19 protein-coding genes are annotated in these 23,649 nt (G+C 69.9%); 10 read left to right on the top strand and 9 right to left on the bottom strand.

Going from position 1 to position 23,649, the window contains the following annotated elements:
• Window positions 1–132: 132 nt before the first annotated feature.
• The 6 genes from MKD38_RS02660 to MKD38_RS02635 all read left to right on the top strand — a co-directional run bounded on the left by MKD38_RS02660 (window position 133) and on the right by MKD38_RS02635 (window position 10,444).
• A complete protein-coding gene (locus MKD38_RS02660) occupies window positions 133–303 on the top strand; it encodes a rubredoxin (protein ID WP_010813017.1) in 171 nt (56 codons plus the stop codon).
• 338 nt (window positions 304–641) lie between these two features.
• Window positions 642–1,169, top strand: a complete 528-nt coding sequence (locus MKD38_RS02655; RefSeq protein ID WP_305882505.1) for a response regulator — start codon at window positions 642–644, stop codon at window positions 1,167–1,169.
• Window positions 1,170–1,207: 38 nt separating this feature from the next.
• Window positions 1,208–1,579, top strand: a complete 372-nt coding sequence (locus MKD38_RS02650; RefSeq protein WP_012352035.1) for a response regulator — start codon at window positions 1,208–1,210, stop codon at window positions 1,577–1,579.
• A 64-nt stretch (window positions 1,580–1,643) separates the two neighbouring features.
• Complete coding sequence (locus MKD38_RS02645; protein WP_252674519.1) at window positions 1,644–2,207, top strand: chemotaxis protein CheW; 564 nt, start codon at window positions 1,644–1,646, stop codon at window positions 2,205–2,207.
• A gap of 112 nt (window positions 2,208–2,319) precedes the next feature.
• A complete protein-coding gene (locus tag MKD38_RS02640) occupies window positions 2,320–4,542 on the top strand; it encodes a methyl-accepting chemotaxis protein (RefSeq protein ID WP_252674518.1) in 2,223 nt (740 codons plus the stop codon).
• Between the two features lie 13 nt (window positions 4,543–4,555).
• Window positions 4,556–10,444 carry a hybrid sensor histidine kinase/response regulator gene (locus MKD38_RS02635; RefSeq protein ID WP_252674517.1) on the top strand — a complete coding sequence of 1,963 codons (5,889 nt, stop codon included), beginning with the start codon at window positions 4,556–4,558 and terminating at the stop codon, window positions 10,442–10,444.
• 123 nt (window positions 10,445–10,567) lie between these two features.
• Here the strand turns inward: MKD38_RS02635 and MKD38_RS02630 are convergent, their stop codons facing one another.
• The 5 genes from MKD38_RS02630 to MKD38_RS02610 all read right to left on the bottom strand — a co-directional run bounded on the left by MKD38_RS02630 (window position 10,568) and on the right by MKD38_RS02610 (window position 15,461).
• The gene (locus MKD38_RS02630; RefSeq protein WP_252674516.1) at window positions 10,568–11,401 is read right to left on the bottom strand and encodes a hypothetical protein; all 834 of its coding nucleotides are present in this window, start codon (window positions 11,399–11,401) and stop codon (window positions 10,568–10,570) included.
• A 172-nt stretch (window positions 11,402–11,573) separates the two neighbouring features.
• The gene (locus MKD38_RS02625) at window positions 11,574–12,881 is read right to left on the bottom strand and encodes an MFS transporter (RefSeq protein ID WP_252674515.1); all 1,308 of its coding nucleotides are present in this window, start codon (window positions 12,879–12,881) and stop codon (window positions 11,574–11,576) included.
• A gap of 104 nt (window positions 12,882–12,985) precedes the next feature.
• Window positions 12,986–13,744, bottom strand: coding sequence for an SDR family oxidoreductase (locus MKD38_RS02620; RefSeq protein ID WP_252674514.1), 759 nt, complete (start codon window positions 13,742–13,744; stop codon window positions 12,986–12,988).
• 45 nt (window positions 13,745–13,789) lie between these two features.
• Window positions 13,790–14,032, bottom strand: coding sequence for a hypothetical protein (locus MKD38_RS02615; RefSeq protein ID WP_010813008.1), 243 nt, complete (start codon window positions 14,030–14,032; stop codon window positions 13,790–13,792).
• A complete protein-coding gene (locus MKD38_RS02610; RefSeq protein ID WP_252674513.1) occupies window positions 14,025–15,461 on the bottom strand; it encodes an aldehyde dehydrogenase family protein in 1,437 nt (478 codons plus the stop codon). The genes MKD38_RS02615 and MKD38_RS02610 overlap by 8 nt, the downstream gene beginning before the upstream one ends.
• A 225-nt stretch (window positions 15,462–15,686) precedes the next feature.
• Here MKD38_RS02610 and ppa point away from each other — a divergent pair, with 225 nt between their 5' ends.
• Both ppa and MKD38_RS02600 read left to right on the top strand, forming a co-directional pair.
• Window positions 15,687–16,214 (top strand): inorganic diphosphatase, encoded by a 528-nt coding sequence (gene ppa, locus MKD38_RS02605; RefSeq protein ID WP_252674512.1) that lies wholly within the window; start codon window positions 15,687–15,689, stop codon window positions 16,212–16,214.
• Window positions 16,215–16,337: 123 nt separating this feature from the next.
• Window positions 16,338–16,895: a cytochrome b gene (locus tag MKD38_RS02600; RefSeq protein WP_252674511.1), complete on the top strand. Its 558-nt coding sequence runs from the start codon at window positions 16,338–16,340 to the stop codon at window positions 16,893–16,895.
• A gap of 12 nt (window positions 16,896–16,907) precedes the next feature.
• Here MKD38_RS02600 and MKD38_RS02595 read toward each other — a convergent pair whose 3' ends face one another.
• Complete coding sequence (locus tag MKD38_RS02595; RefSeq protein ID WP_252674510.1) at window positions 16,908–18,149, bottom strand: GNAT family N-acetyltransferase; 1,242 nt, start codon at window positions 18,147–18,149, stop codon at window positions 16,908–16,910.
• Between the two features lie 182 nt (window positions 18,150–18,331).
• Here MKD38_RS02595 and MKD38_RS02590 point away from each other — a divergent pair, with 182 nt between their 5' ends.
• Entirely contained in the window at window positions 18,332–20,380 is a 2,049-nt protein-coding gene (locus MKD38_RS02590; protein ID WP_252674509.1) for an NAD(+) synthase, read from the top strand.
• 243 nt (window positions 20,381–20,623) lie between these two features.
• Window positions 20,624–20,962, top strand: a complete 339-nt coding sequence (gene glnK, locus MKD38_RS02585) for a P-II family nitrogen regulator (protein ID WP_006162803.1) — start codon at window positions 20,624–20,626, stop codon at window positions 20,960–20,962.
• A gap of 82 nt (window positions 20,963–21,044) precedes the next feature.
• Here glnK and MKD38_RS02580 read toward each other — a convergent pair whose 3' ends face one another.
• The 3 genes from MKD38_RS02580 to trxB form a co-directional block, all read right to left on the bottom strand.
• Entirely contained in the window at window positions 21,045–21,686 is a 642-nt protein-coding gene (locus MKD38_RS02580) for a trimeric intracellular cation channel family protein (RefSeq protein WP_115662816.1), read from the bottom strand.
• A gap of 12 nt (window positions 21,687–21,698) precedes the next feature.
• Window positions 21,699–22,373, bottom strand: coding sequence for a Smr/MutS family protein (locus tag MKD38_RS02575; RefSeq protein WP_092308121.1), 675 nt, complete (start codon window positions 22,371–22,373; stop codon window positions 21,699–21,701).
• A 114-nt stretch (window positions 22,374–22,487) separates the two neighbouring features.
• The gene (trxB, locus tag MKD38_RS02570) at window positions 22,488–23,453 is read right to left on the bottom strand and encodes a thioredoxin-disulfide reductase (RefSeq protein WP_252674508.1); all 966 of its coding nucleotides are present in this window, start codon (window positions 23,451–23,453) and stop codon (window positions 22,488–22,490) included.
• Window positions 23,454–23,649 lie beyond the last annotated feature (196 nt).

Genomic DNA, 23,649 nt, shown 5'->3' with positions numbered 1-23,649 from the left:
GCGCTAACAAGGCGCTAACGGGTGCGAACACGGCGGAACTGGCCCGATTCCGGCCCTCGCGCGGCTGGCGCCGGCGGCACGGTTTCGGTACCATCTGCGCTGGATTTTAATGGAGAGTGGCCAGAGCCTGTTATGGAATACAAGACTTGGATGTGCCTGATCTGCGGCTGGATCTACGACGAAGCCGCCGGCGCGCCGGAAGACGGCATCGCCCCCGGCACCCGCTGGGAAGACGTGCCGATCAACTGGACCTGCCCGGAATGCGGCGCGCGCAAGGAAGATTTCGAGATGGTCGCGATCTGAGCGGCCACTAACCAGAAGAACAACGACACGGCAGGCGCGCCCGTCGCGCCGATGCGACAGAACGCCGCCGGGGGCTGGCCCCACCGGATTGACGGCCCCCCGGCGTCTTGTCACACTCTGTTGCAAAAATGACTGGCTGTCCCTCCGCCCGCGGCGGGGAGGACGGCGGGCAGATGCGGGGATCACGCATCGCCACTGCCGGGCTCAGCCCGGCCTTGGAAGGGAAATAAAAAGAATTTCGGGGGTCCGTCGGGGCGCGCATGGGTCGCGCTGCTCCGCACGGGTGTTCTCTGGTGCTTGCCGGCGCTCCGCCAGGGGCCGCTGGTCGCGGGAACAACATGCGGGTCGCTCATTTAGAAGAAAACCAGCGGGTCAATACCGCCGGCGCCCACGGTGTGGCGCCTGGCGTTCCTGTTCCGGGCGCCGCGCCGGACATCAATCCGGACCTCAAGCCCGGGATCGCTCCACCGCCGCGCCGCAAGGTTCTGGTCATCGACGATTCGAGCACCATCCGCCGTACCGCGGAAATCTTCCTGGCGCAGGCCGGCTACCAGGTGATGCTGGCCGAGGACGGCTTCGAGGCGCTGGCCAAGGTGGGCGAGCTGCATCCCGACCTGGTCTTCTGCGACATCCTGATGCCCCGGCTGGACGGCTACCAGACCTGTTCGCTGATCAAGAAGAGTCCGCGTTTCCACGCCATCCCCGTGATCATGCTGTCCTCGCGCGACGGCGTGTTCGACCGCTCGCGCGGCTGCCTGGTCGGCGCGCATGACCACCTGGCCAAGCCATTTACCCGCGACGCGTTGCTGCAGGCCGTGCAGGCCTGCCTGCCATGCCAGCCCGCGGGCGAGGCGTTGCCCGCCTGAACCGCAGGCACGCCGTGTACGAATCGAAGGAAAACCTCATGACCGCCATTCACAAGATCCTGATCGTCGACGACTCCCCGACCGAAGCGCTGTTCATGTCCGACCTGCTCGGCAAGCGCGGCTTCAAGGTCGCGGTCGCCAGCAACAGCGAGCAGGCCTTCGCCCGCCTGCAGGCCGAAGCCTTCGACCTGATCCTGATGGACGTGGTGATGCCCGGCCAGAACGGCTACCAGGCCACCCGCGCGATCAAGCGCGACGACCGCTTCAAGGACATCCCCGTGATCATGTGCACCAGCAAGGGCCTGGATACCGACCGCATCTGGGGCATGCGCCAGGGCGCGTCGGACTACATCGTCAAGCCCGTCGATGGCGAAGAGCTGCTGGGCAAGATCGCCGCGCTGGCGCACTAAGCCCGCCTGCGCCGGCCGCGCCCGCCGCACGGCAAGCCACTGCCACCTGTTCCGGGGACCGCACATGAACGCGCCACGCCAAGACCTCCGCGCCCGCCACACCCGCCTGCAGGATTACCAGGCCATGCTGGCCCGGCGCCTGCGCGAGGCGCGCAGCCTGCCGGCCGCCGACAGCTACCTGGCGCTGCAGGTGGGCGCGCGCCACTGGCTGCTGCCGCTGGCCGATGCCGGCGAGGTGCTGGATATGCGCCAGCCGAGCCCGGTGCCGCTGACCCAGCCGTGGTACAGCGGCCTGGTCAACGCGCGCGGCAGCCTGATGGGGGTGATCGACTTCAGCCTGTTCTGCGGCGGCGCGCCGACGCCGCTGCAGCCGGGCAGCAAGATCGTGGTGCTGTCGCGCGACGCCGAGCGCGCCTGCGCGATCGTGGCCACGCGCGTGGCCGGCCTGCGCCATGCCGCCGACCTGGGTTTGCCGCACGGCGACGCCGCTGCCGCCGGACCCGACCCGGCGCCGGCCTGGGAGGGGCAGCGCTATGCCGACCGCGAGGGGCGCGACTGGCAGGTGCTGGACGTGCGCGCGCTGCTGGACGCGCCAGCCTTCCTGCAGGCGGGCAAGGTCGCCGCCTGACGCGCGCGGGCCGGTCACGCCAGGCACAGACAATGACGGCGCGCAGGCCATCGCCTGCCGCACCCGGCACGAGCCGCCGGGGAATGACAACGATAAAACGGAAGAGGGTGCCATGGGTTTCAAGAATTTCAGCCTGGGCCGGCGCACGCCGGCAGCCGACGCTGCCACCAGCCTCGCCGGTGCTCCGGACGGGTCCGACGTGGCCTATGCCGGAGGCCCCGAACCCGCGCCCGTGCCGCCCGTCGCCGCGGGGCTGGGCGCGACCCCGCTGGAGCACCTCGGCCGCTGGCTCGGGCGCATGCCGTTCGCCTCGCAGCAGCGCCTGCTGACCGTGGGCGTGGTGGTGTCGCTGGTGGCGCTGCTGGGCTCGGTGTACCTGGATAACCGCATCGCCAACAATGCCGCCGCGCAGATCGAAGTGGCCGGCGACATGCTGATGCACTCGCAGCGCCTGGGCAAGGCGGTGCCGGTCGCGCTGCTGGGCAATGCGCAGGCCTTCACCCAGCTGCGCCAGTCCCGGGATGCGCTGTCGGGCGACCTGAAGGCGCTGCAGCAGGGCAGCGACGAAAAGCGCGTGCGCGCCACTACCGGCGCGGCCGAGCCGCTGCTGCAGGCCGCGATGCAGTCCTGGCAGCGCTCCGAGAAAAGCGCCGCCGACGTGCTGGCGCAGCAGCCGGTGCTGACCACCATCGGCCAGACCCTGCAGATCTTCAACGCCTCCAACCCCGAGCTGCTCGAGTCCGCCGAACAGGTGGCCGCGATCAAGCTGCAGTCCGGCGCCAATGCGCGCGAGGTGGCGGCCTCGGCGCAGCTGGTGATGCTGACCCAGCGCCTGGGCAAGAACCTGAACGAGTTCCTGGCCGGCGAAGGCGTCAACCCGGAGACCGCGTTCCTGCTGGGCAAGGACACCAATACCTTCCGCGAGACCCTGGACGGCCTGCTCAACGGCAGCGAGGCGCTGCGGCTGTCCGCCGCCGCGGACGAGGAGACGCGCGGCTACCTGCAGCAGCTGTCGCAGCGCTTCGAGGCGGTGCAGAAGACCACCCAGACCATCCTGCAGAACCTGCCCGGGCTGATCGCCGCCAAGCGCGCGCAGCAGCAGATCTTCAACGACAACGAGGCGCTGCGCGCCGAACTGTCGGCGCTGCAGCGCGCCTACGCGGAGTCGGCGCGCAGCCGCCCGCTGACGCTGGGCGCGACCGTGGTGTCGGCGGCGCTGACGCTGCTGTGCCTGGTCGGCCTGGCGGCGCTGTACCTGCGCGATTCGCGCGTGCGCGCGCTCGAAGCGGAGGCGCGCGAGCGCGAGGCCGAGGCCCGCCGGCTCGACGAAAAGCGCAACAACGACAACACCCAGAAGGCGATTCTGCAGCTGATGAACGAGCTGCAGGACATCGCCGACGGCGACCTGACGCGCCAGGCCACCGTGACCGAGGACATCACCGGCGCGATTGCCGACTCGGTCAACTACACCGTGGAAGAACTGCGCGAGCTGGTCGGCCGGGTGCAGCAGACCGCGGGCGAGGTGACGCACGCCTCGGGGCAGGTGCAGGCCACCTCGACCCAGCTGGTGTCGACCACCGAAGAGCAGTCGCGCCAGATCCGCCAGACCGGCGAGTCGGTGGTGGAGATGGCCGACCGCATCACGCAGGTGTCGCGCGGCGCGGCCGAATCCGCCAACGTGGCGCGTGCCTCGCTGTCCGCCGCGGAACAGGGCCAGCACGCGGTGCAGAACGCGATTGCCGGCATGAACGACATCCGCGAGCAGATCCAGGAAACCTCCAAGCGCATCAAGCGGCTGGGCGAGTCGTCGCAGGAGATCGGCGAGATCGTCGAGCTGATCTCGGACATTACCGAGCAGACCAACGTGCTGGCGCTCAACGCCGCCATCCAGGCGGCCTCGGCGGGCGAGGCCGGGCGCGGCTTCTCGGTGGTGGCCGAAGAAGTGCAGCGGCTGGCCGAACGCTCCGGCGAGGCCACCAAGCAGATCGGCGCGCTGATCCGCACCATCCAGACCGATACCCAGGACGCGGTGCACGCGATGGAGCGCAGCACCCAGGGCGTGGTCGAAGGCGCGCGGCTGTCGGACCACGCCGGTGCCGCGCTGGTCGAGATCGGGCGCGTGTCGCGCCAGCTCGCCGAGCTGATCGAGCAGATCTCGCAGTCGACCTCGCACGAGGCCGACCTGGCCACCACCGTGGCGCGCCATATCGAACGCATCCTGCAGGTCACCGAGCAGACCACCACCGGCACGCGCCAGACCGCGCAGTCGGTGCGCCAGCTGACGCTGCTGAGCGAGGAGCTGCGCAACTCGGTGTCGCGCTTCAAGATCGCCTGAGTGGGAAGCCGTCATGTCCCTGAATTCCCCGATCCCGCGCGAGCCGGCAGGCCCCGGCGCCGTGCCTGAACCCGAACCCGCACCGTTGCCCGCCAGCGCGCAGCCGTCGCCCGACGGCGGCGCCGCGCGCGACCTGTCCGGCCTGGCCTGGCTGGCGCCCAGCCTGCGCAGCGCCCTCGAAGACGCCGCCGCGGAGCTGGGCCACTATGTCGATGAAGTGCGCCAGGCGCCCGAGGCGCTGGGCGCGCGCGATACCACCTCGCTGCGGCTGGCCGGCCAGCATCTGCACCAGGCCGCCGGCGCGGTGCATATCGTCGGGCTGCGCGGGACCGATCCGTATTGCCAGGCGCTGCGCCGCCTGCTCGACGCCATCGACGCCGGCACCGTTGCCGCCGGCCCCGAGGCGCTGGCGGTATTCCGCGCCGGCGTGCAGGCGCTGGCCGAGTATGTCGACGACCTGATGGCCGGCGACGACGAGGCTCCGCTGCGCCTGTTCCAGCCCTATGCCGCGGTGCTCGCCAGGCTGGGGGAGGAGCGTGTGCATCCGGCCGACCTGTGGCTCGACGAGCTGCAGATGCTGCCCGGCATGCTGCTGCCGGCGCAGGGGCCGGCTCCGGTCACGCGCGCGCGCCAGCAGTTTGAGTCGGCCTTGCTCAAGGCGCTGCGCCTGCCCACGCCGTGCGCCGACGCGGCGCTGCTGCGCGAAGCCTGGCTGCCGCTGCACGCGGCGCTGGAAGCGCTGCGTGCCAACGAGCAGGAAGCACGCCGTGCCGCCGACCATCCCGACCGCGGCGTCTGGCACGTGCTCGGGCTGGTGTGCCGCGCGCTGGGGCTGGGCCTGCTGCCGTCGGACCTGCTCGCCAAGCGCTTTGCCGGCCGCGCCAACCTGCTGCTGCGCCAGTACCAGCAGGGCCATGTGCGCGTGCCGCAGGCGCTGCTGAACGACGCGGTGTTCCTGCTGGTATGCACCGGGCTGGCCGAGGGCGCCAATGACGACGCGGCGGCACTGCGCGCCGACATCGCGCGCACGCTGGCGGCGTTCCGCCTCGATGCCGCCCACGCGCAGGCAAAAGCCGATTTCCGGCTGCGCTACTACGGCTGGCTCGACCCGATCGACACGCGCAACCTGCAGCAGGCCGCGGCCGGGCTGGAACGCGCCGCCGCCGCCGACCAGGCCGCGTGGGAGATCGCGCTGGCCGCACTGGCCGAGGCCGCGCAGCCGCTGGCGCAGCCGGGGCTGCAGCGTTGCCTGGCGCAGGCCGCGATGCCGGGGCGCGCGCGCGATGCGGGCGATGCGCTGGGCGCCGCCGGCATCGCGCTGTTCCTGTCGCGTGCGCTGGCGCTGCCGTGGCGCGTGCACGGACAGTCCGCCCATCCGGCCGCGGCGCACTTTGCCGCGCAGTGCGACGCGCTGGCCGCCTGCCTGGCGGACCGCGCCGCTGCCGCGCCGGCCTGGCTGGCGCGCATGGTCGACGAGGCGCGCGCCCAGGCGCAGCGCAGCGAGGCCGTGGCGCAACTGCGCGCGCAACTCGACAGTGGCGAATCCTGGCTCGACAGCTATGACCGCAATGCGGCGCGCCCCGACGGCGCCGCGCATCTGCGCGACGCGCGCCAGGCCTTCGCCGCGCTGGCGGGGACGCTGGCGCAGCTGCAGGCGTCGCCGGCGCTGCCGGGCGCGCTGGCCGGCGAGGCCGTGCAGGCCGGCGCTGCCGTCGAGGCCGTCAAGGCCCGCCTTGCCGATGAGGGCGAGCTTGCCGACGCCGGCGCGCGCGCGGCGCTGCTGCGCACGGTGGCGGCGGAACTTGGCGTGGTCCATGCGTTCGCCGATGCGCTCGAGTTCGGCCGTGCGCGCCACGCCGAGGCCTTGCCGGAGGCTGCTGCCGCGGGTGATGCGCACGCGCCGCAGGATCCGCTCGACGCGGCGCGCGCCGCCGCCGACGAAGCGCTGCGTGCCGGCGCCGTTGCCGACGCGCCGGCGGTGCAGCGGCTGCGGGCCGCGCTGCAGGCGCTGGCCGATCAGGCCGCCATCGACGACGACGCCGCGCTGCGCCGCCAGGCCGCCGATGCCGTCACGCAGTGCAACGCCTGGCTTGCCGGCAGCGACGACGCCGGCGCGCGCATGGTGATGGCGCTCGCCGCGATCCCCGCGGAGCCCGCGCCGGTGCCGGCCGGTGCGACCACGCCGTCCACGCCGTCCATGCCCGCGGCCGGCGACCACGCCGCCATCGATGCCGAGCTGCTCGACATCTTCCTGAACGAGGCCGACGAGGTGCTGGGCGGCATCGCCGGCGACCTTGGCGCCGGTGTCGAGGCGCTGCGCGATGCCGACATGCTCAGCCGGCTGCGGCGCGCGTTCCACACGCTCAAGGGCTCCAGCCGCATGGTCGGCCTGCATCGCTACGGCGAGGCGGCATGGGCGGTGGAGCAGGTGATGAACCTGTGGCTGGCCGAAGCGCGCGAGCCCGCGCCGGCGCTGCTGGGGCTGCTGCGCCGCGCGCATGCCGAGCTGTCGGCGTGGGTGGCGCGGCTGCACGGCGACGCCGCGGCATGGCACGACATCGCGCCGCTGGTGGCAGCCGCCGAGGCGGTGCGCGATGCCGGCACCGCCGCGGACATGGCGCAGGCCGCGCCCGACGTGGTTGGCGACGCGGCGTCGAACGAGCATCCGGACCCAGCCGCAACGGCCGCCGATACTGACGCCCCTGCCGACACCGGCACGCCCGACGACAACGTGATCCCGTTCCGCCTGGCCGGCGGCCTGTCGGACGAGGACGACCACTACAAGGTCATCGGTCCGGTGCGCATCGGCCTGGCGCTGTACAACGTCTATCTGCAGGAGGCCGACGGCCTGCTGCGCCAGTTCGCCACCGATATCTCCGAATGGCGGCACGAAGCCCATCCATGCCCGAGCGAGCTCGCGCTGCGCGTCGCCCACACGCTGCAGGGCAGCGCGTCGACCGTGGGCCTGGAGCCGGTGCGCGAGATCGCCGAGGCGCTGGAAGCGCTGCTGCTGCAACTGGGCTCGCATCCGGTGGCGATGCATGCCGGCGATTTCCGCCTGCTGGAGCAGGCCGCCGAGCGCATGCGCGGCATGCTGCACCAGTTTGCCGCCGGCATCTGGCCGCAGGCCGATGCCGCGTTGCGCCGCAGCCTGGTCGAGTTCGGCGAGCGCGCGCTGCTGCGGCCGCGCGTGGCGCTGCCCGCGCCGCCGCCGGCGGAGACCGATGATGCGATGGCGCAGGTATTCGGCCGGCTGCCGCCCGCGGCACAGTCCGCACCCGACGTGCCGCCGGCAGACGAAGCCGGGGCAGCGCCTGCGGCGCCGCCTGTCACCGCCAATGACGCGGTGGTGATCGCGCTGCCGACGGCGCCGCGCGCGCCCGAGGCGCCGGCCGCCGACGCTGGCATCGCACCGGACCCAGCGCTGGTGCAGATCTTTCTGGAAGAGGCGCAGGGCTCGCTGCCCGAGCTGGGCAAGCTGTTGCGCGGCTGGGAGGCCGCGCCCGACGACGCGCGCCATGGCGGGCTGGTGCTGCGCGCGCTGCATACGCTCAAGGGCAGCGCGCGCATGGCCGGAGCGATGGCACTGGGGCAGGCCGCGCACGAGATGGAAACTCTGCTCGACGGCACGCTGCGCGCGCAGGGGCAGCAGCCGGTTGCGCCGAAGGTGTTCGAGCGGCTCTACGCCTGGTACGACCGCATCCTGGCGCATGCCGAGGCCTTGCAGGCCGGCCGCCTGCTGCCGGCCGACGATGCCGATGTGGTCAACGGCCTGGCCGATCCCGAGCAAGCGGCCGATGCCGCCGTGCCCGAGCCTGAAGACGCCGAAGCTCCCGGCGCATCGCCCGCGGAGGCGCCTCTGCCTGAACTGCCCGTAGTGCCGGGACCGTCCGACGTGATGGTGCCGATGCCGCAGGCCGCGCCGCTCGCCCCGCTCGCACCGTTGGCACCGGCGGAACCGCAGCGCGCGCTGGTGCGCGTGCAGGCGCGCGCGCTCGACACGCTGATCAACGAGGCCGGCGAGGTCGGTGCCACGCGCGCGCGCCTGGACAGCGAGCTGGAGTCGATGCGCGCCTACCTGGGCGAACTGAACGACAACGTCGCGCGCTTGCGCGGGCAGCTGCGCGAGATCGAGATCCAGGCCGAATCGCAGATGGCATCGCGCATTGCCGATGCGCAGCACAAGCAGGAATTCGATCCGCTCGAGTTCGACCGCTTCACGCGCTTCCAGGAGCTGACGCGGATGATGGCGGAGTCGGTCAACGACGTCGCCACCGTCGAGCAGAACCTGCAGCGCGGCTTCGACCGCGCCGCCGGCGACCTGGCTGCGCAGGCACGGTTGACGCGCGGGCTGCAGCGCGGCCTGATGCAGGCGCGCATGGTGCAGTTCGACGCGCTGGCCGAGCGGCTCTACCGCGTGGCGCGGCAGGCCGCAGCGGAGACCGGCAAGGAAGTGCGGCTGCTGATCAAGGGCGGCACGGTGGAGATCGACCGCTCGGTGCTGGACCGCATGGCCGGTCCGATCGAGCACCTGATCCGCAACGCGGTGGCGCACGGCATCGAGCCCGCCGCGCAACGCCGCGGCGCGGGCAAGCCCGTCACCGGCGCGCTCACGCTGGAGGTGCAGCAGGAAGGCAACGAGGTGGTGCTGCATTTCATCGACGACGGCGGCGGGCTGGACCTGGCGCGCATCCGCGCGCGCGCGGTCGAGCGCCGGCTGCTGGCGCCGGACGACGACGCCAGCGAGGCGCGCCTGACCGAGATGATCTTCACCCCCGGCTTTTCCACCGCGGAGGCGGTGTCCGAACTCGCCGGCCGCGGCGTGGGCATGGACGTGGTGCGCGCCGAGACCGTGGCGCTGGGCGGTCGTATCACGCTGGCATCGCAGCCCGGCCAGGGCACCACCTTCACCGTGCATCTGCCGCTGACCACGGCCATCACGCAGGTGCTGGTGTTCGCGCTGGGCGCGCGCCGCTATGCGGTGCCCAGCGGCATGATCGACCAGGTGCAGCAACTGCGGGGGCCGGCGCTGCTGGACGCGTACAACCATGGCCGCGCGACCGTGGCCGGCGCCGAGGTGCCGTTCTTCTACTTCGGCGCGCTGCTGGAACAGGGCGAGGCCGCGCCCGCGGGGCGCAAATATTCGCCCGTCGTGGTGGTGCGCAGCGGCGCCGAGCGCGTCGCCGTGCATGTCGACGACGTGGTCGGCAACCGCGAAGTGGTGGTCAAGCACATTGGCCCACACCTGGCGCGGCTGGAGGGCATCGCCGGCGCGACCACGCTCGGCGATGGCGAGATCGTGCTGATCTACAACCCGGTGGTGCTGGCGCAGCGCTTCGTGCGCGAGCGCGGCCGCTCGCTGCCGCTGGATCTGCCGCTGCCGTCATCGCAGCAACGGCAGGCCGTGTCCGCGCCACCGGGCGCGGTCGCGGAGCTGGCGGGCGACGGCACCGCCGAACCCGTGCCCGGCCTGGCGGCGCAGCCTACCGTGATGGTGGTGGACGATTCGCTGACCGTGCGCAAGGCCACTCAGCGCCTGCTGGGCCGCGCCGGCTACCACGTGGTGCTGGCGCGCGACGGCGTCGATGCGCTCAAGCAGCTGCAGGACGTGATGCCGGACGCGATGCTGGTCGATATCGAGATGCCGCACATGGACGGCTTCGACCTGACCCGCAACGTGCGTTCCGACGCGCGCACCGCGCACCTGCCGCTGGTGATGATCACCTCGCGCACCGCCGACAAGCACCGCCGCTATGCGGAGGAAATCGGCGTCAACGTGTACCTCGGCAAGCCGTATAACGAGGATGAGCTGCTGGGGACGCTGCACCGCTTGCTGGGTGAGCGGGCGGCGGGAACGGCGGGGTCGGTGGCGCAGATGCTGGGGGATGGGCAGGGGGGGTGAGGGCGGATTTTATGGCCTCTCGCAGTTCCATCCGCCGCTTGTTTGCTCCCCTCTCCCGCAAGCGGGAGAGGGGGCACCCAAGCGGTCACCCAGGGCGCATCACGGCATCACTGGTTCAGCGCACTACCACCGCATCTGCGCATTCTTGCTGTTGGTGCTGACCGTCATGTTCTTGGTCCGGCCCTGATAGGTCGCACGCACGTTGTAGGTGCCAGACGGCGCCTTTAGCAGGCATCGCGGTCCGTCGGCGACAAAGCTCGCCACTTCCTTACCGCCGCGCATCAGCTTGACGTCGACATCCGACAGGTACTCGCCGCGCGCGCCCTGTGTGAACAGCAGGCTCATGTTGTACTTGCGCGCCTGCGATTGCAGCGCGACCTGTTCGTCCTCGGCCACGCCGCCGCAGATATAGGCGACCGGGCCGGCCTGGCGCTGCACCATCGCGTCGCGCGGCGGCGGCGCGGGCGGCACGCTCAGCGGCGGCCGGGGCTGCGACGGGGCTGCCACCGGCGGCGGCGCGGGCACCGCAGGCGGCGTGCCGGTGGGCGGCGGCATCGGTGAAGCGGTTGGCGGGGGCGCGGCCGTGGCCGGCGCCGTTATGCCGGGCGCTGGCTGGGTCGCGGGCGGCATGGTGGCCGCTGGCGGCACTGTGGTGGAGGGCGGCACCGTGGCAGCCGGCGCGACGGTGGTGGCGGGCGGCGTGGTGACGCCCGGCGTCGGTGCCATCGTGCCTGGCGCAGGGGCCGGGGCGGCAGCGGGCGTTGCCGGGGTTGCCGGCACGGCGCTGGCATCCACCACGGGGGCCTGCGCATGGCTGGCGGCGGGCATCAGGGCCAGCAGCGCGACCACGCCGGCGCTGAGCGCCAGCACCAGGCGCTTTACGCGCGAGCGGCGTGCCAGGCGCGCTTCGACCACCTTCAGTGAACGGGTAGGGGCAAACGGGGGCAGTTGCGGCATCGTGGCCTCCTTCGCAAGCTGGGAATCAGATGCCCCGGAGGACCCCGTCGGGATCACTCCGGGTGTCTCTTTTCCATGCTAGGGCCCAGGAATGGGCGACACTGCCGGGCGTGGTCCTACATCGGCGTCAGTCGACAGCGCATTCGCGCCGGCAAGCGGCGCGCGCGCGACTTCACTTCCGGCTCACCAGCCGTTTCGGTACCGACAGCGTCAACGCCGCGCCGACCACCAGGCACGCGGCCAGCAGGTACATGCCGGAATCGGTGCTGTGGGTCAGGTCCTTGAGCCAGCCCACCGCATACGGGCTGAGAAAGCCGGCGAGGTTGCCCAGCGAGTTGATCAGCGCAATGCCCGCGGCCGCGCCGGTGCCGGCCAGGAACGCCGTGGGCAGGCTCCAGAACAGTGGCAGCGTGGTCAGGATGCCGATCGTCGCCAGCGTCAGCGCCACCATTGCCAGCGTGGTGTCGCCGCGCCATTGCACCGACAGCAGCAGCCCGAGCGCGCCGGCCAGCGCCGGTACCGCGATATGCCAGCGGCGCTCGCCGCTGCGGTCGGCGCTGTAGGCCACCAGCACCATGCCGACCACCGCGCAGCCATAGGGAATGGCGGTCAGCAGGCCGATGTCGAGTGCGCCCTTGACCCCGGTCTGCTTGATGATGGTCGGCAGCCAGAAGCTGACGCCGTACAGGCCCATCACGAAGCAGAAGTAGATCGCGCTCATCAGCCACACGCGCGGGCTGGCAAACACGGTGCGGATCGGCGGGTCTTCCTTGTGCGCGTTCTCGCTGGCGATATTGCGCTCCAGCAGCGCCTTCTCTTCGGCCGACAGCCATTTGGCGTGGGCGATGCGGTCATCCAGGTAGGCCAGCACCCACAGCCCCACCAGGATCGACGGAATGCCTTCCAGCAGGAACATCCACTGCCAGCCGGCCCAGCCGTTGTGGCCGTCGAAGGACTGCATGATCCAGCCCGACAGCGGCCCGCCGATCACGCCCGACAGCGCGATCGCGGTCATGAAGAAGGTGGTGGTGCGCCCGCGCCGGTTGGCCGGGTACCAGTAGGTCAGGTACAGGATGATGCCGGGGAAGAAGCCGGCCTCGGCAATGCCCAGCAGGAAGCGCAGCACGTAGAACATGGTCGGCGTGGTGACGAACATCATCGCCGCCGAGATCGCGCCCCAGGTGATCATGATGCGCGCGATCCAGATGCGCGCGCCCACCTTGTGCAGGATCACGTTGCTCGGCACCTCGAACAGGAAGTAGCCGATGAAGAAGATGCCGGCGCCCAGCCCGTAGACGGTCTCGCTGAACTGCAGGTCGTTCAGCATCTGCAGCTTGGCGAAGCCCACGTTGACGCGGTCCAGGTAGGCCACCACGTAGCACAGCAGCAGGAAGGGCACCAGGCGCCAGCTGACCTTGCGGTAGGTGGCGTCTTCAAAGGCGGCGTCGCTGACGCCGGGGGTCACTGCGGTCGTTGTCATGCTGTCTCCTGGGGCAATGCGTTTCTGTGTGACGCGTTGTTACAGCTACGGTACGACTGAGCAAGCAGAAAGATTGAGCAAGCAGAAATACTAGCGGCGCGGCTTCAGACGCAGCGGCCGCCGTCCACTTCGATGCAGGTGCCGGTGATGAAGGCGGCTTCGTCGGAGGCCAGGTACAGGCAGGCGTTGGCCACGTCCTGCGGCGTCGACATGCGGCCCATCGGGATGGTGGCGAGGAAGCGTGCGCGGTTCTCGGGCGTGTCGGGCATGCCCATGAATTCCTCGAGCAGCGCGGTGGCACCGATCACGGGGTTGACGCAGTTAACGCGGATATTGTCCGGGCCCAGCTCCGCGGCCATGGCCTTGCTGGCGGTGATCACCGCGCCCTTGCTACCGTTGTACCAGACCAGCCCCGGCCGCGGCCGGATGCCGGCGGTGGACGCGATATTGACGAACACGCCGCCGCCGCGCCGGCGGAAATGCGGGACGAACGCGCGCGCCGACCAGTAGATGCTCTTGACGTTGACGGCGTAGACGCGGTCGAACTCGTCCTCGGTGACTTCCAGGATGGGCTTGTTGCGATGCGTGGTGCCGGCGTTGTTGACGACGATATGCACGTCGCCGAAGACGGACAGGGCGGCTTCGCGCATGGCCTCGGTGTCGGCTTCGCGCGAGACATCGGCGCGCACCGCGCGGGCGCGCCCGCCGGCGTCGCGGATCGCCGCGGCGACGCGCTCGGCGGCGTCCTCGCGCAGGTCGGCCACCACCACGTTGGCGCCCTCGCGCGCAAAGGTATGGGCAATGCCTTCGCCGAAGCCGGAACCGCCGCCGGTGACGATCGCTACCTTGTTGGCCAGTCTCATGGCTTGTCTCCTCAGTGTTTTGGTGATGTTCGGTGCAGGGCGGGATTAATGCGAAAACGGCCCGCGCCCCCTCAGGGCATTCGCCACCATCATCAGCGCCAGCAGGAACGGCAGCGCGACATACAGGCACCAGTGCACGCGGTCGCCGACCACGTCGCCCCACTTGCGCTTGAACACCTGCAGCCGCGGCATGCCGGAAGGATTGGTGGCGCGCTTGTTCCGCACATGCCAGGCCATCCAGAAAAAGAAGATGGCGAAGGCGACCGACAGGAAATTGATGTTACCCATGTTGAATGGCGATGGTTTTCAGGGTGGTGAATCCGTACAGGGCCTCGAAGCCCTTTTCGCGGCCGTAGCCGGACTGGCCGCTGCCGCCGAAGGGCAGTTCCACGCCGCCGCCGGCGCCGTAGTTGTTGATAAAGACCTGGCCCGCGCGAAGCTTGTGCGCCAGGCGCAGCTGGCGCCCGCCGTCGCGGGTCCAGACCCCGGCGACCAGCCCGTAGGGCGTGCCGTTGGCCAGCGCGATGGCTTCGGCCTCGGTGTCGAACGGCATCGCGGCCAGCAGCGGGCCGAACACTTCTTCCTGTGCCAGCCGGTGCGCGGGCGGCACGTCGCGGAACAGCATCGGCACCTGGTAGTAGCCGGCCTCGGGCGCCTCGGCCACGATCTGGCCCTGCGCCATCACCGCCACGCCGGCGTGCTGCGCGTCGGAGACGAAGTCCCACACGCGCTGCTGCTGCTTGCGGCTGATCAGCGGGCCGCATTCGAGGTCGAGTTCGGCCGGACCTACGCGCAGCGACTCGAATACCGAGGCAATCCGGTCGAGCAGCGCGTCGTACACCGGCCGCTCCACCAGCAGGCGGCTGCCGGCCGAGCAGGTCTGGCCGGCGTTCTGCACGATGCCGTTGACCACCACCGGTACCAGCGCGTCGAGGTCGGCATCGGCAAACACGATCTGCGGCGACTTGCCGCCCAGTTCCAGCGTGACCGGCACGTGGTTCTCGGCGGCCAGCTGCGACACCAGCTTGCCGGTCTGCGGCGAGCCGGTGAACGAGATGTGGTTGATGCCGGGATGGCGCGCCAGCGCGGCGCCGGCCTCGTGGCCATAGCCGGTGATGATGTTGAGCGCGCCTTCGGGCAGGCCGGCCTCGGCGGCGATCTCGGCCACGCGCAGCAGCGACAGGCAGGCATCCTCCGCCGGCTTGACCACGCAGGCGTTGCCGGCGGCCAGCGCGGCGCCGACGCTGCGCCCGAAGATCTGCAGCGGGTAGTTCCACGGGATGATGTGGCCGGTCACGCCGTGCGGCTCGCGCACCGTCAGCACGGTGTAGCCGGGGTTGTAGGGAATGGTCTGGCCGTGCAGCTTGTCGACCGCGCCGGCGTAGAACTCGAAGTAGCGCGCCACCGCGCGGGCATCGGCGCGCGCCTGGCGCAGCGGCTTGCCGGTGTCGCGGGCCTCGAGCGCGCCCAGTTCCTCTTCATGGGCGATCAGCGCCACGGCGACGCGGTTGAGCAGGCGCACCCGCTCGGCCGGGGCCATCTGGCCCCAGGCGCCGTCGGCGGCCTGGCGCGCCGCATGGACGGCGACGTTGATATCGGTGGCGTTGCCGCGCGCAATCTCGGCGAAGGGCTCGCCGTTGGAGGGATCGAAGACCTTGATGCGCAGGCCGTTGTCGGGCGCGATCAGGCGGTTGGCGACGAAGTGCTGGGCGTGCATGAGGGGCTCCGGGGCAGCTAGGGGCTGCGTAAGGGCAGCATCGGGGCTGCGGCTATTCAGTGTCGGCTGAAGAATGCGCCATTATCGCCCACGCCGGCGTCGCTGCAACGCGTTGCAGCGGGCCAGCGAAGTCAGGACAGGCGGGGGCTTGTCAGCAACCGGTCAGGCGCGAGCCGCTATAATGCCCGCCATCCGACAACACAGCGCAGGCATCTGGAGAACCGCATGAGCTTCAACCTCGTCACCCCGGGCAAGGACATCCCCAACGATTTCAACGTCATCATCGAGATCTCGGCCCAGAGCGATCCGGTGAAGTACGAGGCCGACAAGGAGACCGGCCTGCTGTTCGTCGACCGCTTCATCGGCACCGGCATGCGCTATCCGGCCAACTACGGCTATATCCCGCAGACGCTGTCGGGCGATGGCGACCCGGTCGACGTGCTGGTGCTGTCGCCGTTCCCGATCCTGGCCGGCGCCGTGGTGCGCTGCCGTGCACTCGGCATGCTGAAGATGACCGACGAAGCCGGCGTCGACGCCAAGCTGGTCGCCGTGCCGGTGGACAAGCTGTCGCCGGCCACCGCCTACATGAAGGGCCTGTCGGACGTGCCGCAAAATCAGCTGGACCAGATCAAGCATTTCTTTGAGCACTACAAGGCACTGGAAGCCGGCAAGTGGGTCAAGGTCGAAGGCTGGGCCGGCATCGAGGAAGCCCATAAGGAAATCACCGACGGCGTGGCCAACTACAAGAAGTAAGCTGAACGCTCGCTGAACAGACCCCGCTCCGGCGGGGTTTTTTTTGTGGCGCGCTTGATGCGCGTTAGCACCCGGTAAAGTGGCCTGGGCTACGCTAGGCGGGTACTAACAAGAGGAGTCCCCATGCATCCCATCACCGAAATCCAGGCTTTGCCGCAGCGCCGCTATGACCGGCTGGCGGTGTCCTTCCATTGGACGGTGTTCGTGCTCGTGGCACTGGCCTATGCCGCGATCGAGCTGAAGGGCAGCTTCGCCAGGGGCACGCCGCCGCGCGCACTGGCCATGGCGGTGCATGAATGGGCCGGCGCGCTGGCGCTGGTGCTGGCGGTGCCGCGCCTGCTGTGGCGCCTGCTGCGCGGCGCGCCCGCGCCGGAGCCGGGCGCGCGCTGGATGCAACTGGCCGGCGCGGCCATGCACTGGGTGCTGTACCTGTTCATCCTGGCCCAGCCGCTGCTGGGCCTGCTGGCGATGAATGCCGGCGGCCATCTGCTGGCGCTGCCTGCGCTGGGCATCGAAGTGCCGGCACTGGTCGCGCCCGACCCGGCGCTGAAGGACACTGTCAAGGACCTCCACGAAACCCTGGGCACCGCGTTCTACCTGGTCATCGGCCTGCATGCGATGGCATCGCTGTTCCACCACTACATGCTGGGCGACGACACGCTGCGGCGCATGTGGCGCTGAGCGACGCAGGCGTCAGGCACGCGCGAACGGGTTGCGTTCGCCCAGCTCGTCCAGGTAGGCGTCGATGCCCTGGCGCTCGCGCGCGAGGAAACGCTCGACGGCATCGGCGAAGGCCGGGTGCGCCAGCCAGTGGGCCGAGCGCGTCGCCACCGGCAGGAAGCCCCGCGCCATCTTGTGCTCGCCCTGCGCGCCACCCTCGAAGGTGCCGATGCCGTGTTCGATGCAGAACTCGAGCGGCTGGTAGTAAGCGGTCTCGAAATGCAGGCACGGGTGGTATTCCAGCGTGCCCCAGTAGCGCCCGTAGAGCGTGCTGACCTCGGGCGCCGCGTCATAGACCAGCAGCGAGCTGGCGATGGGCTTGCCCGCGCGCTCGGCGATCACCAGCAGCAGGTGCTGCGGCATGGCGGCGCCGATGCGGCGGAAGAAGTCCAGGTTCAGATAGGGGGTGGAATGGTGCTCGCGGTAGGTCTGGCGATAGCAGCGGTTGAAGAACTTCCACGCCTCGTCGTCGATCTCGGCGCCGCGCAGGCGGCGGAAGGTGATGCCGGCCTGGGCCACCTGGCGGCGCTCGGCGCGGATGTTCTTGCGCTTCTTCTGCGACAGCGTGGCGAGGAAGTCATCGAAGCTGCCGTAGCCGTCATTGGTCCAGTGGAACTGCACGCCGTGCCGCATCAGCATGCCGGCCTGCGCCATCAGCGTGGCCTCGGCCTGGTCCGGAAACAGGATGTGCAACGACGACATCTGGCTGTCGGCGGCCAGCGCCAGCGCCATCTGCAGCAGCAGCCGGCGCGCCTCGGCGTCTTCGGCCAGCAGCCGCGCGCCGCGCACCGGCGTGAACGGGATCGCCGCCAGCCACTTGGGGTAGTACTCGATGCCGTTGCGCGCATAGGCGTCGGCCCAGGCCCAGTCGAAGACATACTCGCCATAGGAATGCGCCTTGGCGTACAGCGGCATGGCGGCGGCCAGCCGTTGCGGACGGCCCGCTGCGGGCGGCGCCCATAAGGTCAGGTAACGCGGATGCCACCCGGTATCCGGGCAGGCGCTGCCGCTGGCGTGCAGCGCGTGCAGGAAGGCGTGCTTGAGGAAGGGCGTGGCGTCGGCGTGGCGGGCCACCAGGGCGTCCCAGGCGGCGGCATCGACCTGGCCCAGGTCGGAGACGATCTCGGTACGGTATTGCGCGTCGGCAGCGCCGGCTCGGTCGAGCGATTCCCGTGCCGGCTCGCCCTGGCCGGGCACGCATGGTTCAGACTGCATTGCACCAGTTCCCTCTGTGGACCGGTCGAGTCTACCGGAAACCCCGCGCCGGGGTCGGCGTCGTAAAATGGAGCATCCTGGTCAATAGTGCTTTCCCCGGCATCCACGGATGCTGCGGGCGACCCGCACGCTTGCGGCTGGTCCAACGGCCCACCGCACGACTCCCATCACCAAGGCCCGATATGAAAAACCTGTTTTTCAACCTGTATTCGCATGGCTTTGCGCGCGTCGCGGTGGGCGTGCCGGTCTGCCGCGTGGCCGACCCCGCCTTCAACGCCAACGAGACCATTACCCTGGCGACGCAGGCGGCGCAGCGCGGCGCTGTGCTGGTCGCGTTCCCGGAGCTGGGGCTGTCGGCCTACACCTGCGACGACCTGTTCCACCAGCGCGCGCTGCTGGACGCCTGCCAGGCGGCGCTGGCCACCATCGTCGAGGCCTCGCGCAAGCTGCCGGCGGCGCTGGTGGTCGGCATGCCGCTGCGGGTCGAGCACCAGTTGTTCAACTGCGCGGTGGTGGTGGCGCGCGGGCGCATCCAGGGCGTGGTGCCCAAGAGCTACCTGCCGAACTACTGGGAGTTCTACGAGGCGCGCCAGTTCAGCGCCGCCGATAACGCTGCGGTCGATTCGATCGAGCTGCAGGGCCAGCAGGTGCCGTTCGGCGCCGGCCTGCTGTTCGAGCTCGAAGACATCCCCGACTTCCGCTTCCACGCCGAAATCTGCGAGGACGTGTGGGTGCCGATCCCGCCGTCGTCGTTCGCGGCGCTGGCCGGGGCCACGGTGCTGGTCAACCTGTCGGCATCGAATATCGTGGTGGGCAAGTCGGGCTACCGGCACCAGCTGGTGTCGCAGCAATCAGCGCGCTGCCTGGCGGCCTACCTGTACACCTCGGCCGGCAAGGGCGAGTCGTCCACCGACCTGGCCTGGGACGGCCAGGCACTGATCTGCGAGAACGGCGAGCTGCTGGCCGAGTCCGAGCGCTTTGCCGATACCTCGCACCTGCTGTTCGCCGATATCGACGTCGAGCGGCTGTCGCGCGAGCGCATGCACCAGGTCACCTTCGGCCACTCGGTGCGGCGGCACAAGGCCGAGGTGGACCGGTTCCGCGTGGTCCGCTTCCCGCTCGACCTGACGCTGGAAAAGTCGCTGCCGCTGGAGCGCAACGTGGCGCGCTTCCCGTATGTGCCGGCCGATCCGCGCCAGCGCGACGAACGCTGCATGGAGGTCTACAACATCCAGGTGCAGGCGCTGGTGCAGCGGCTGTCGGCGAGCAAGATCAGCAAGGTGGTGATCGGCGTCTCGGGCGGACTCGATTCCACCCATGCGCTGCTGGTCTGTGCGAAGGCAATGGACCGGCTGGGCCTGCCGCGCGCCAATATCCTCGCGTACACCATGCCCGGCTTTGCCACCAGCGGGCGCACGCTGCAGCAGGCGCGCCAGCTGATGCAGGTGGTCGGCTGCAGCGCGACCGAGATCGATATCCGGCCGTCGTGCCTGGCGATGCTGAAGGACCTGGGCCACCCCTATGCCGCCGGCGAGAAGGTCTACGACGTGACCTTCGAGAACGTGCAGGCGGGCGAGCGCACCAACCACCTGTTCCGGCTGGCCAACTACAACCATGCCATCGTGATCGGCACCGGCGACCTGAGCGAGCTGGCGTTGGGCTGGTGTACCTATGGCGTGGGCGACCACATGTCGCACTACAACGTCAACGCCAGCGTGCCCAAGACGCTGATCTCGCACCTGGTGCGCTGGGTCGCCGAGACCGGACAGGTGGGCGAGGGCGGCTCGGACGTGCTGCTGGCGGTGCTCGATACCGATATCAGCCCCGAGCTGATTCCCGGCGACAGCAACCACGGCCCCGAGCAGAAGACCGAGAGCACCATCGGCCCGTACGAGCTGCAGGACTTCAATCTCTACTACACGCTGCGCTTCGGCTTTGCCCCGTCCAAGATCGCCTTCCTGGCGCAGCATGCCTGGGGCGACCGCGAGCGCGGCATCTGGCCCAACGGCCCGCACGTGGTGCGCAACCAGTACGGCCTGCCCGACATCAAGCGCAACCTGGCGATCTTCCTGGACCGCTTCTTCCGCACCAGCCAGTTCAAGCGCTCATGCGTGCCCAATGCGCCCAAGGTGGGCTCGGGCGGCTCCCTGTCGCCGCGCGGCGACTGGCGCGCGCCCAGCGACTCGGAGTCGGTGGTGTGGCTGGCGGATCTGGAGAAGGTGCCGGATTGAGCGCCGGGGGCGGACACGGTACTGGAGTGCTGGTTTGTGCACAGGTTCTCCAACGGCTGCCCACAGGGTTATCCACAGGCACGAATGGCGCCTGATGCGCGCCAGCCCACGCAGCGGCCGCGCCGGCTGTGGCCCTGGCCAAAATGCAAGCGTCCAAGGGCTGTTAAAATGCCCCCCGGAGAGCGCCGCGTCCGCGGCGATGCGCCGCCGGGCGCGTGAACAAACGATAAACAGGGGCCAGTCATGAAGCAGATTACCGCCATCATCAAACCGTTCAAGCTCGACGAGGTGCGTGAAGCCCTGGCTGACGTCGGCGTGACCGGGCTGACGGTGACCGAAGTAAAGGGATTTGGCCGCCAGAAAGGGCATACCGAGCTGTACCGCGGCGCCGAGTACGTGGTCGACTTCCTGCCCAAGATCAAGATCGAAGTGGTGGTGGCCGAGAACCAGCTGGATACCGTGCTGGATGCCATCGTCAAGGCCGCCCACACCGGCAAGATCGGCGACGGCAAGATCTTCGTCACCGAGATCGAGCGCGTGATCCGCATCCGCACCGGCGAGCAGGACGAAGCCGCGGTCTGAGCGATCGGCCGGATCGGCCAGCGCAGCGACACGCCGCCTTGCAGGGCGGCGTTTTCATTGGTGGGTCCGCTTTAGACCCTGCTCAGCTGGGCAGCTTCCAGCCATAGCGCACCGACGCCAGGCGCATGGCGATGATCGCCAGCGCGCCGGTCAGCAGCGCCGCCTCCTGCTGCACCTCGACCCAGGTCAGGCCGATATAGATCCAGCAGCCGACGAACGAGCAGGTGGCATAGGGCGAGCGGTCGCGCAGGATCATCGGCACTTCGTTGCACAGCACGTCGCGCACCACGCCGCCGAACACCGCCGAGATGATGCCCATCATGACCGCCACGGTCGGCGTCATCTGCGCCACCAGCGCCAGCGAGGCGCCGGTCACCGAGAACAGCCCGAGCCCGATGGCGTCGGCCACGATCATGGCCCGGTCCGAGGCCACCCGGCTGACCACGCGCAGCACGAACGACGCGCCGAACGACATCACGAAGATCAGCAGCACATAGCCTTCATGGTCGACCCAGTAGAACGGGCGCCGGTCCAGCAGCACGTCGCGCACGGTGCCGCCGCCGAAGGCGGTGGCAAAGGCCACCACGAAGGTGCCGACCACGTCCAGGCGCTGCTTGCGTGCATCGACCACGCCCGAGACCGCGAAGGCAAGCACGCCGATCACCTCCATGATGTGGAGGATCAGGGGCAGCCGCCCCATCAGCAACTCGAGCGGAACGTGCATCCGGGCGCGGCGTCAGGCGCGCGGCTGGCGCAGCAGCACCATCAGCGCGCCGGCGCCGCCTTCGGCCTCGCGTGCCTGAACGAAGGCCAGCACTTCCTCTTTCTGCACCAGCCAGCTGCGCACCTTGCCCTTGAGCACCGGCAGCTTGTCGGGCGATCCCAGGCCCTTGCCGTGGATCACGCGCACGCAGCGCACGCCATTGCGTACCGAGCGGCGCAGGAACTCGGCCAGCGCCTCGCGCGCCTCGTCGCTGCGCAGGCCGTGCAGGTCGACCTTGTCCTGCGGCACCCATTCGCCGCGGCGCAGCTTGCGCACCACGTCCATGCCGATGCCGGGCCGGCGGAACGACAGCGTCTCGTCGGTCTCGAGCAGGCTTTCGACATCGAACTCGTCCGACAGCGACGCCTGCAGCACCGCCTGGTCGTTGCGCTGCGACTGCACCGGCACCGGCGCGGGCTTGCTGGGGGGATGGTGGGCGCGGTTGCGGTCGCGCAGCTGGCTGACCTGGCCCACGCTGGTGCGGAACACATCGGCTTCGGCGCGGGCGCGCTCGGCCGCCTGCTCGGCGGCGAGGCGCTCGGCTTCGCGGCGCTCGGTATCGGCCTTGAGGGTGTCGCGCAGCCTGGCAAGGTCGTTCAGGCCGAGGCGTTGGGGCGGTCGGTCGGGTTTGCGGGCGCCGTGCGTCATTGAAAAAAATCTCCGGAGGCTCGGCGCCGATTATATCGACTGGCGGGCCGCGGGCGGGGCCCGCGCCCGTGTGACGCGCCGGCGGCGGTGATGAGCCGCCGGCGGAGGGGTTGCTTACTTCAGGGCTTCGACGAAGCGTTGGGCGTCCAGCGCGGCCATGCAGCCGGTGCCGGCGCTGGTGATGGCCTGGCGGTAGACATGGTCCTGCACGTCGCCCGCGGCGAACACTCCGGGCACGCTGGTGGCGGTGGCGTCGCCCTGCAGGCCCGACTTGGTCACCAGGTAGCCGTTCTCCATGGCCAGCTGGCCGGTAAACAGGTCGGTATTGGGCTTGTGGCCGATGGCGATAAAGACGCCGGCCAGCTTCAGGTCTTCGGCCTGGCCGGTCTTGGTGCCGCGCACGCGGATGCCGGTCACGCCGGACTCGTCGCCCAGCACTTCGTCCAGCACGCTGTCGTAGCGGATCACCACGCGGCCTTCCTTTTCACGCTGCAGCAGGCGGTCGACCAGGATCGGCTCGGCGCGGAAGCTGTCGCGGCGGTGGATCACGGTGACCTTGCTGGCGATATGCGACAGGTACAGCGCTTCTTCGACGGCGGTGTTGCCGCCGCCGACCACGGCCACTTCCTGGTTCTTGTAGAAGAAGCCGTCGCAGGTGGCGCAGGCCGACACGCCGCGGCCCATGAATGATTCCTCCGACGGCAGGCCCAGGTACTGGGCCGAGGCGCCGGTGGCGATGATCAGCGCGTCGCAGGTGTACTCGCCGGCGTCGCCGATCAGCGTGAACGGGCGGGTCGGCTGGCCGTGCTCGTCGACCAGCTTCGCGGTATGGATGTGATCGAAGATGATTTCGGTCTTGAATTCCTCGGCATGCGCCAGCAGGCGCTGCATCAGTTCCGGGCCCTGGACGCCCTTGGCATCGCCCGGCCAGTTCTCGACGTCGGTGGTGGTCATCAGCTGGCCGCCCTGGGCCAGACCGGTGATCAGCACCGGTTCCAGGTTGGCGCGGGCCGCGTAGACCGCGGCGGTGTAGCCGGCGGGACCGGAACCGAGAATCAGCACTTTTGCGTGTTTTGCCATGATGCGTTCCTGTGGCCGGTGCGGCATGGTGCCCACCGGCATTGCTCGAAAGCGACATTATAAGAGGAGCCGCATTTGCTCACTGTTGCAAATTCCAATGGGTGCGATAGTCTCGGGCCACGTTAAAATGGCCGCCACGATGCCTGTCCGTCACCCGGCAAAGACGCCGGCCGCCGGCGGCATCGGTCCGAAACCG

Origin of the sequence: Cupriavidus sp. WGlv3 (assembly GCF_023952475.1) — a bacterium.
Lineage (GTDB): Bacteria > Pseudomonadota > Gammaproteobacteria > Burkholderiales > Burkholderiaceae > Cupriavidus > Cupriavidus phytorum.
Note: the sequence above shows the minus strand (reverse complement) of the source record. Positions and strands in the feature narration are given on the sequence as shown.